The 8067-nt window shown below is 67.9% G+C and carries 11 protein-coding genes; 5 read left to right on the plus strand and 6 right to left on the minus strand.

Annotated elements, in window-relative coordinates:
* Positions 1-60 precede the first annotated feature (60 nt).
* The 3 genes from sucD (at position 61) to AAG816_RS27015 (ending at position 2043) form a co-directional block, all read left to right on the plus strand.
* A complete protein-coding gene (sucD, locus tag AAG816_RS27005; protein WP_341992815.1) occupies positions 61-945 on the plus strand; it encodes a succinate--CoA ligase subunit alpha in 885 nt (294 codons plus the stop codon).
* A gap of 78 nt (positions 946-1023) precedes the next feature.
* Positions 1024-1233 carry a YqaE/Pmp3 family membrane protein gene (locus tag AAG816_RS27010; RefSeq protein ID WP_341992816.1) on the plus strand — a complete coding sequence of 70 codons (210 nt, stop codon included), beginning with the start codon at positions 1024-1026 and terminating at the stop codon, positions 1231-1233.
* A gap of 36 nt (positions 1234-1269) precedes the next feature.
* Positions 1270-2043 (plus strand): fumarylacetoacetate hydrolase family protein, encoded by a 774-nt coding sequence (locus AAG816_RS27015; protein ID WP_341992817.1) that lies wholly within the window; start codon positions 1270-1272, stop codon positions 2041-2043.
* Positions 2044-2089: 46 nt separating this feature from the next.
* On the opposite strand, the gene AAG816_RS27020 is transcribed toward AAG816_RS27015, so the two are convergent.
* The 4 genes from AAG816_RS27020 to AAG816_RS27035 form a co-directional block, all read right to left on the minus strand.
* The gene (locus AAG816_RS27020; RefSeq protein ID WP_341992818.1) at positions 2090-2479 is read right to left on the minus strand and encodes a type II toxin-antitoxin system VapC family toxin; all 390 of its coding nucleotides are present in this window, start codon (positions 2477-2479) and stop codon (positions 2090-2092) included.
* Complete coding sequence (locus AAG816_RS27025) at positions 2479-2721, minus strand: type II toxin-antitoxin system prevent-host-death family antitoxin (RefSeq protein WP_341992819.1); 243 nt, start codon at positions 2719-2721, stop codon at positions 2479-2481. The genes AAG816_RS27020 and AAG816_RS27025 overlap by 1 nt, the downstream gene beginning before the upstream one ends.
* A 103-nt stretch (positions 2722-2824) precedes the next feature.
* The gene (locus AAG816_RS27030) at positions 2825-4660 is read right to left on the minus strand and encodes an ABC-F family ATP-binding cassette domain-containing protein (RefSeq protein WP_341992820.1); all 1836 of its coding nucleotides are present in this window, start codon (positions 4658-4660) and stop codon (positions 2825-2827) included.
* Between the two features lie 377 nt (positions 4661-5037).
* On the minus strand, positions 5038-5217 hold the full coding sequence (locus AAG816_RS27035) for a DUF465 domain-containing protein (protein WP_341992821.1): 180 nt from the start codon (positions 5215-5217) through the stop codon (positions 5038-5040).
* A gap of 157 nt (positions 5218-5374) precedes the next feature.
* On the opposite strand from AAG816_RS27035, the gene AAG816_RS27040 reads away from it, so the two are divergent.
* A complete protein-coding gene (locus AAG816_RS27040; protein WP_341992823.1) occupies positions 5375-5581 on the plus strand; it encodes a DUF465 domain-containing protein in 207 nt (68 codons plus the stop codon).
* Between the two features lie 113 nt (positions 5582-5694).
* Here AAG816_RS27040 and AAG816_RS27045 read toward each other — a convergent pair whose 3' ends face one another.
* Positions 5695-6180 carry a peroxiredoxin gene (locus AAG816_RS27045; RefSeq protein WP_341992824.1) on the minus strand — a complete coding sequence of 162 codons (486 nt, stop codon included), beginning with the start codon at positions 6178-6180 and terminating at the stop codon, positions 5695-5697.
* A 171-nt stretch (positions 6181-6351) separates the two neighbouring features.
* A complete protein-coding gene (locus AAG816_RS27050) occupies positions 6352-7221 on the minus strand; it encodes a protein-disulfide reductase DsbD domain-containing protein (protein WP_341992825.1) in 870 nt (289 codons plus the stop codon).
* Between the two features lie 178 nt (positions 7222-7399).
* Between AAG816_RS27050 and AAG816_RS27055 the strand changes: the two genes are divergently transcribed.
* The gene (locus tag AAG816_RS27055; protein ID WP_341992826.1) at positions 7400-8017 is read left to right on the plus strand and encodes a YqgE/AlgH family protein; all 618 of its coding nucleotides are present in this window, start codon (positions 7400-7402) and stop codon (positions 8015-8017) included.
* The last annotated feature ends 50 nt before the right edge of the window (positions 8018-8067 follow it).

Here is an 8067-nt window from a genome sequence, read left to right on the forward strand (position 1 = left end):
CGATGATCTGGATGATGCGGCGCAGAAGATCGTCGCGGCCGTGAAGAAGGAAGCTGCGTGATGTCCGTGCTGATCGACGCCAATACCAAGGTTATCACCCAGGGCTTCACCGGCAAGAACGGCACGTTCCATTCCGAACAGGCCATCGCTTACGGCACCAAGATGGTGGGCGGCACCTCGCCGGGCAAAGGCGGCTCGACCCATCTGGGCCTGCCGGTGTTCGACACGGTGATCGAAGCGAAAGAAGCCACCGGCGCCGACGCCTCGGTGATCTATGTGCCGCCGCCGGGCGCGGCGGACGCCATCCTGGAAGCCATCGACGCCGAAATCGGCCTGATCGTGTGCATCACCGAAGGCATTCCGGTGCTGGACATGGTGCGGGTGAAGCGGGCGCTGTCGGGCTCCAAGTCGCGCCTGATCGGGCCGAACTGCCCCGGCGTGGTCACCGCCGGCCAGTCGAAGATCGGCATCATGCCGGCCAACATCTTCAAGCCCGGCTCGGTGGGCGTGGTCTCGCGCTCCGGCACCTTGACCTATGAAGCGGTGTTCCAGACCACCCAGGAGGGCCTCGGCCAGACCTCGGCGGTGGGCATCGGCGGCGATCCGGTGAAGGGCACCGAGTTCATCGACGTGCTGGAACTGTTCCTGGCCGACCCGAAGACGGAGTCGATCATCATGATCGGCGAGATCGGCGGCTCGGCGGAAGAGGATGCGGCGCAGTTCATTGCCGACGAGGCCAAGCGCGGCCGCAAGAAGCCGATGGTGGGCTTCATCGCCGGCCGCACCGCCCCTCCCGGCCGCCGCATGGGTCATGCGGGCGCCATCATCTCCGGCGGCAAGGGCGGCGCGGAAGACAAGATCGCCGCCATGGAAGCGGCCGGAATCACCGTCTCGCCCTCGCCGGCGCGGCTGGGCAAGACCCTGGCGGGGCTGCTGGGGCGCTGACGGACGCCGCTGCAACCGGGCGTCTTCATTCCTCCACGGTGGCTTCCTACATAGGGAGCTGAACGTGGAGATGTGAACATGATTGCGGTTGCGGTCCTGCTGCCCTGGTTGGCCCTGTTCCTGCGCGGCAGGATTTTCCAGGGCCTGCTGTGCCTGGTGCTCCAGGTCACGCTCATCGGCTGGCTGCCGGCGGCCATCTGGGCGGTGGTGGTGGTCAATAACGACAATGAGGAGCGCCGGCACCGCGAGCTGCTGGCCTCCCTGCACAATCAACAACGCATGCCCTGAGGCCCACCGTGGCGCGGGGCGCCACGGGAGGACCACATGGCAAAATGGGTGCGATTCACCACCAAAGACGGCACCGGCTTCGGCGCGCTGGACGGCGAGACCATCACGGTCCACGCCGGCAGCCTTTATGACCATCCGACCCCCACCGGCCAGAGTTTGGCCCTGGCGGACGTGCGGCTGGAGGCGCCCTCCGAGCCCTCCAAGATCATCGCCTTGTGGAACAATTTCCATGGGCTTGCGGCCAAGCTGAACGTGGCCGAGCCGGCCGAGCCGCTCTATCTGCTGAAAGCCGTGACCTCGGTGGCCGCCCCCGATGCGGAAGTGCGCCGCCCTGTCACCTATGACGGCAAGACCGTCTATGAGGGCGAGCTGGGCATCGTCATCGGCAAGACCGCCACCAACATCTCCGAAGCCGAGGCCGCCGACCACATTCTCGGCTACACCATCGTCAATGATCTGACCGCCGCCGACATCCTCAACCGCGATCCCACCTTCCCGCAATGGGCGCGGGCCAAGGGGCTGGACGGCTACGGCCCGTTCGGCCCGTGGATCGTCACCGATTTCGATGCCGCCAGCGCCAGCGTGCGCACGGTGCTGAACGGCGCCGAGCGGCAGAACTATCCTTTGGCCGACATGATCTTCCCGCCGGCGCAACTGGTGTCGCTGCTGTCCCGCGACATGACCTTGAACCCCGGCGATCTCATCGCCTGCGGCACCTCCGTCGGCGTGGGCTCCATGAAGGAGCCGCGCAACGAAGTGGACGTGATCATCGACGGCATCGGCACCTTGCGCACGATCTTCGTGCAATAGGGCGCCGGCGCCACGTGAAGGTCGCCCGTCGAATGGCAGGCGACCTTTACCCGACCAGCCTCACGAGATCGGAATAGGGTGGCAGTAGCGGATCGGCGGTGTACAGCGGCACTGTCTCGGCCATGGCCTGGGCGATGAGCACACGGTCGAACGGGTCGCGATGGTAAGGCGGCAGCCGCGCCACCAATACGGTGGCTTGCGCGCGCACCGGCAATTCAATGAAGCCGGTCGCGCGGGCGGCATGGAGCACCACGTCCGGCTCGACCGTGAAATCGGGGCGTCCGAGCCCCGCCTTGATGGCGATTTCCCAGAGGCTCGCAGCGCTGAACAGCACGTCGTTGCCGGCGTCTTCCAGCACGGCGCGGGTGTCCGCATCCAGGCGCTCCGGCTCCGCGAGCGCCCAGAGTAGGATGTGGGTGTCCAGCAGCAGGCGCATCAGCGCCGCTCGAAGGCATCCAGGAGGTCGGTGGGCAGGGGGCCGTCGAAGTCCGCCGGCACCGTGAACTGTCCCGCAAGGCGGCCGAGTCGGCGGCTGGCCCGGGGGGCTGAGCCCTCCAGCGGCACCAGCCGGGCGACGGGGCGACCGGCGCGGGCGATGATGATCTCCTCGCCGCCGGCGGCGTCATCCACCAGACGGGACAAATCCGTCTTCGCAGCGTCGATGTTCACCGTCCGCATGGAGCCTCCAGAGCGCTGAAGATACCAGCGCCCGCGGATGAGTCCAATGGAAGACCGTGGTGTCAGGCGAACCCGCTCGGGGCACGCCGACGCGCGGCGCCGCTCAGGCGCCGATTTCTTCGCGCAGGATTTCCAGGCGCAGCCATTCCTCCTCGGCGCCGTCGATCTCCTTCTGCACCTTGGCCAGCGCGGCGTTGGTCTTCTCGAAGCCGGCGGGGTCGCGGGTGTAGAGGGCGGGGTCAGCGAGGCGCGCGGCCAGCACTTCGGCCTCGGCCTTCAGCTTTTCCATGGTCTTGGGCAAGGTCTGGAGGGCGTGCTTCTCGTGGAAGGAGAGGCGGCGCTTGGTCTCCTTGGGGGCCTTGCCATTGGCCTTGGCCGCCGGGGCGCTGGCGCCATTGGTCTTGACGCCATTGGCCTTGGGCTCGTCGGCGCGCTCCTTGGCTTCCACGCCTTTGCCGCGCTGGTTGACCATGTCGGCATAGCCGCCGGCATATTCGTTGAACACCCCATGGCCCTCCGCCACGATCACCGAGGTGACGGTGCGGTCGAGGAAGTCGCGGTCATGGCTGACCAGGATGACGGTGCCGGGGAAATCCGCGACCATTTCCTGCAGCAGGTCGAGGGTTTCGAGATCCAGATCGTTGGTGGGCTCGTCCAGCACCAGCACATTGGCCGGCAGCGCCAGAGCGCGGGCCAGCATCAGCCGGCCGCGCTCGCCGCCGGAGAGCACCGAGAGCGGTGAATTGGCCTGCTCGGGGGTGAACAGGAAGTCTTTCAGATAGCCCATCACATGCTTGGGCTGCCCGCCCACCAGCACCGTGTCGCTGCCGCCGCCGGTCAAGGCGTCGCGCAAGGTGGTCTCGGGCCGCAGCGCCGCGCGCTTCTGGTCGAGGGAGGCCACTTCCAGATTGGTGCCGAGGCGCACGCTGCCGCTGTCCGGCTTCAGTTCGCCGGTGAGCATCTTCAGCAAGGTGGTCTTGCCGGCGCCATTGGGGCCGACGATGCCGATGCGGTCGCCGCGCAGGATGCGGGTGGAGAAGTCATTGACGATCGGCACGCCGTCATAGGCCTTGGCGACGTGCTTGGCCTCGATGATCAACTTGCCCGAGGTCTGGCCCTCGGTGACGGTGATGGACACATTGCCCTGGGCGCGGCGATCCTCGCGGCGGTCCTTGCGCATGGAGTGCAGCTCGCCCAGGCGGCGCACGTTGCGCTTGCGCCGGGCGGTGACGCCGTAGCGCAGCCAGTCCTGCTCGGCGACGATCTTGCGATCGAGCTTGTGGCGATCGGTCTCTTCCTGCTCCAGCACCTGGTCGCGCCAGCCTTCGAAGGCGGAAAAGCCCTGTTCCAGGCGGCGGGTGGTGCCGCGGTCGATCCACAAGGTGGCGCGCGACAGCGTCTCCAGGAAGCGCCGATCATGGGAGATGATGACGAGCGCCGAGCGCAGCGACTTCAATTCGCTTTCCAGCCACTCGATGGCCGGCAGATCCAGATGGTTGGTGGGCTCGTCCAGCATGAGCACATCGGGCTCGGGGGCGATGACCCGGGCCAGCGCCGCGCGCCGGGCCTCGCCGCCGGACAAATTGGCCGGGTCCTCGCGGCCGGTGAGGCCGAGCTGGTCCAGCAGATATTGCGCGCGATATTCCTCATCGCCCGGCCCCATGCCGGCTTCCACATAGGCCAGCGTGGTGGCGTAGCCGGAAAAGTCCGGCTCCTGCGGCAGATAGCGCACCGTGGTGCCGGGCTGCACGAAGCGGGTGCCGGAATCCGGCTCGATCAATCCCGCCGCCACTTTCAGCAGCGTGGATTTGCCGGAGCCGTTGCGGCCGACGAAGCACAGGCGCTCGCCGGCGGACACGGAAAGTTCCGCGCCGGCGAGCAAAGGCTGCACGCCGAAGCGCAGGTGGATATCTTGAAGAAGGACGAGCGGAGGAGCCATAGGCCGGGCTTAGCCTCCCTTGCGCGCGAACGCAAAGGGTGCGTGAGCCTGCATGGCTGCCCCGACCGTCAGGATAGGGCTTCGAGCCACTAAGTACGCCACCGCCCAAGGCAGGCTGCTCAGGCCGGTCGGGCCCAGGTAGGTCGGCCCCAGGTAGGTCGGGCACAAGATGCGGCAGCGGATGTCGGGTTCACGGCGGGAGTGTCGCCGCCGGGAAGCCGCGGGCCGGCGCCGGTGCGTGCGTCTCATCCCGTGATCCTCACGGCGATGACGCGCACTCACCCGGCTGTCTCACGCATGCGCGCATGCGGCAGACACCGACCCGTTTGCACGCGCCCTCCAGTCGCAGGGACGCGGCAACAGGCTTCAGGCGACGATCAGTGGAGGGTGGATTCCCCACGCAGCCGGGCGATCTGGTCCTTCAGGACGAGCTTGCGCCGTTTCATTTCCGCGACCTTCAACGGGTCCGCGGCAGGGCTGGTGGCTTCGCGGTGGATTTCCGTCTCAAGCGCGGCATGACGGCGCTCGAGCTGCTGCAAGTGGGACTGGACGGACATTCTTGGCGTCTCCCTGTCTGCAATGTTCGTCATGCTGTCATGGAGGCGGCAAAGAGTCGACTGCGGATTGTGCCGTCTTGGACGGAAGGCGGCTTGCAGGCGCGCAAGCCCGTGCGATATTCGATGTCACAGCTCAGCGGGACGGCGGCGGAAAAGTATGACCAGTGACGACGAGCGAGAGCTGAAGGCCCATCTGGAGCGCCTGCGTCAGGAGCACCGGGATCTGGATGCGGCCATTGCGGCCCTGACCGCGGTGGCGGGGGCGGACGTGCTGCAGATCCAGCGCCTGAAGAAGCGCAAGCTGCAGCTGAAGGATCGCATCGGCCATCTGGAAGACGAGCTGTTTCCCGACATCATCGCCTGAGCGGCGGCGGGCCGGAAACGGCAAACGGGGCGCCGCCTGCGCGACGCCCCGTGCCGGTAGAATGCAGCCGTGACGCCCGCCCGATCACATCTGGGTGAGGGCCGGCGCTGGTCTCAGATCTGGGTGAGGATCGCCTGGGCGCTGGAGACGTCCGCCTTGGAGGGCACGTCTTCCACGTTCAGCACCTTCACCACGCCATTGTCCACCACCATGGAATAGCGCTTGGAGCGCACGCCGAGGCCCACCGCCGAACCATCGAACGACAGGTCCAGGGCCTGGGCGAATTCGCCATTGCCGTCGGACAGGAACAGGATCTTGCCGTCGGCGCCGGAGGCGGCTTCCCACGCGCCCATGACGAACGGATCATTCACCGAGACCACCGCGATGGTGTCGATGCCCTTGGCGATGATCTCGGCGGCGCGGGCCACATAGCCCGGCAGGTGGTTCTTGTGGCAGGTGGGGGTGAAGGCGCCGGGCACGGCGAACAGCACCACGCGCTTGCCCTTGAAGATTTCGTCTGTGGTCTTGGGCACCGGGCCGTCCGAGGTGGACACGCGGAAGGTGACGTTGGGCAGGCTGTCGCCGACCTGGATGGGCATCTTCATCTCCGCTGACATGCGGCCTTCATGGGCCACTGCGCCGGGAGAATAGGAAGTTTTCCGCCGGAGGAAAGCGGCAAAGCGCGGCAATCGCCACTTCCCCTCAACGGGCGATGTGGAAACGCGCAAGCCGGCCGTCCGGCGACCGGCCGCGCCCCGTCTTCATCCCGCTCAGCGGCGCGCGGGGAGCGGTGGCAACGGGACGAGCGTCTCGATGGCGCGGGTGCCCTCGATCAGGGTCAGGCGCAGGCGGTTGCCGGTGGCGGGCGCATCGCTGGGCACGCCGAGCAAGGGCGCGGCAAAGCGCAGATTGGCCCCCGCGGCGCCCGCCGGCTCCGGCAGTGGCAGCGCCCACCCCTCGTCCGGCCCTTCCAGAAGCAAGGTGGCGCCGGCGCCCGCCTTGGCGGTGACGATGATCTGCGGCGGCGTCCGGCTGCTGTCGAGGGACACCGATTGCACCGACAACGGCCCCGGTGCGCCCAGAGCTGTCTCCACCGGCATTAGCGCCCGCGCCGCCGCCAGGGAGGGATCGTCCGCGCCGGTGCCGGGCAGGGCGAGGGCCAGACGGGCCTGCGCCGGCACGCACAACGCCTGGCAGACCGCGAAGTCCAGATTGAGATCCAGCAGGGCCGGCTTGCCGGGGTCGGCCAGGCGCACCGTCAGGGGCAGGATCACCGTATCCTTATAGCCGATGGAGAAGCCGCCCGAGCCGTCGGAGAAGCGCCGCGGCGCCGGCCAGCCGACCGTGACGCTGGCCACATTCTGCGCGCCGCTCCAGTCGAACCGTGGCGGCACGCCGCTGTCGCCGGGATAGCGCCAATAGGTCTTCCACCCCGCCTCCAGCCGCAGTTCCAGCCCGGCCTGCACGATGCCGGCGGCTTCACGGCCCGCCAGCAGGCGCACCGTCGCGCCTTCGGTGGTGGCCTGCGGCCCAGGCAGCGGCGCGGCCTTGGCCAGCGCGGCCTGGGCCAGCGCCGTCAGCGGCGGGGCGAGGCTCAGGGCGGCCAGGGTGCGGACAAGGGTGCGGCGGGTGAGGATCATCCCGATGCGCTAGCGCGTGCGCGGGCGTGGTGCAAAGGCCGCGTACGCAATTTCTTGTGACAGGGAGGGCGCGATGCAGCGCCCGTCGGCCGTGGCGGGCCATTTGCGGGGCGCGGGCGCTGCGGGTCGCATGCGGAGCACGTTCCCAAATGGCCGCATGCGGGTTACGCTCTCGCCTATGATGGACGATCGCTCGCACTCCACCTCCAGCGGCCCGCGCGATTTTCTGGACGGGCAATTGCTCATCGCCATGCCCAGCATGCGCGACGAGCGGTTTGCCCGCTCGCTGGTCTATGTCTGTGCCCATTCCGCCGACGGGGCCATGGGCATCGTGGTCAACCAGCCCGCCACCCATATCGATTTCGGTGACCTGCTGGTGCAACTGGACGTGGTGCCGGCCAAGGAGCGCATCTTGCTGCCGCAGCGGGCGGAAACCATCAAGGTGCTGCGCGGCGGCCCGGTGGAGACTGGGCGCGGCTTCGTGCTGCATTCGGCGGATTATTTCATCGAGAATTCCACCTTGCCCATCGACAACGGCATCTGCCTCACCGCCTCGCTGGACATTCTCAAAGCCATCGCCGGCGGCCGCGGCCCGGAGAGCGCGGTGCTGGCGCTGGGCTATGCGGGCTGGGCGCCGGGGCAATTGGAAAACGAGATCCAGGCCAATGGCTGGCTGCACTGCCCGGCCGATCCCGAACTGGTGTTCGGCGACGTGGTGGAAGCCAAATATGAACTGGCCCTGCGCAAGCTCGGCGTCCAGCCCGGCATGCTCTCCAGCGAGGCCGGGCACGCCTGAGGGGGGCCTTCTCCATCGGGCGAACCCTCCCCCCTTGCGGGGGAGGGCAG

It is taken from the genome of Azorhizobium sp. AG788 (assembly GCF_943371865.1).
In the GTDB taxonomy this organism is placed as follows: domain Bacteria; phylum Pseudomonadota; class Alphaproteobacteria; order Rhizobiales; family Xanthobacteraceae; genus Azorhizobium.

Bases quoted from the DNA above. Each gene is read 5' to 3' on its own strand.
- AAG816_RS27020 (WP_341992818.1), bottom strand. From the start codon at position 2,479: ATGCGCCTGCTGCTGGACACCCACATCCTACTCTGGGCGCTCGCGGAG.
- AAG816_RS27035 (WP_341992821.1), bottom strand. From the start codon at position 5,217: ATGTCCGTCCAGTCCCACTTGCAGCAGCTCGAGCGCCGTCATGCCGCG.
- AAG816_RS27030 (WP_341992820.1), bottom strand. From the start codon at position 4,660: ATGGCTCCTCCGCTCGTCCTTCTTCAAGATATCCACCTGCGCTTCGGC.
- AAG816_RS27045 (WP_341992824.1), bottom strand. From the start codon at position 6,180: ATGCCCATCCAGGTCGGCGACAGCCTGCCCAACGTCACCTTCCGCGTG.
- AAG816_RS27055 (WP_341992826.1), top strand. From the start codon at position 7,400: ATGATGGACGATCGCTCGCACTCCACCTCCAGCGGCCCGCGCGATTTT.
- sucD (WP_341992815.1), top strand. From the start codon at position 61: ATGTCCGTGCTGATCGACGCCAATACCAAGGTTATCACCCAGGGCTTC.
- AAG816_RS27050 (WP_341992825.1), bottom strand. From the start codon at position 7,221: ATGATCCTCACCCGCCGCACCCTTGTCCGCACCCTGGCCGCCCTGAGC.
- AAG816_RS27040 (WP_341992823.1), top strand. From the start codon at position 5,375: ATGACCAGTGACGACGAGCGAGAGCTGAAGGCCCATCTGGAGCGCCTG.
- AAG816_RS27010 (WP_341992816.1), top strand. From the start codon at position 1,024: ATGATTGCGGTTGCGGTCCTGCTGCCCTGGTTGGCCCTGTTCCTGCGC.
- AAG816_RS27025 (WP_341992819.1), bottom strand. From the start codon at position 2,721: ATGCGGACGGTGAACATCGACGCTGCGAAGACGGATTTGTCCCGTCTG.
- AAG816_RS27015 (WP_341992817.1), top strand. From the start codon at position 1,270: ATGGCAAAATGGGTGCGATTCACCACCAAAGACGGCACCGGCTTCGGC.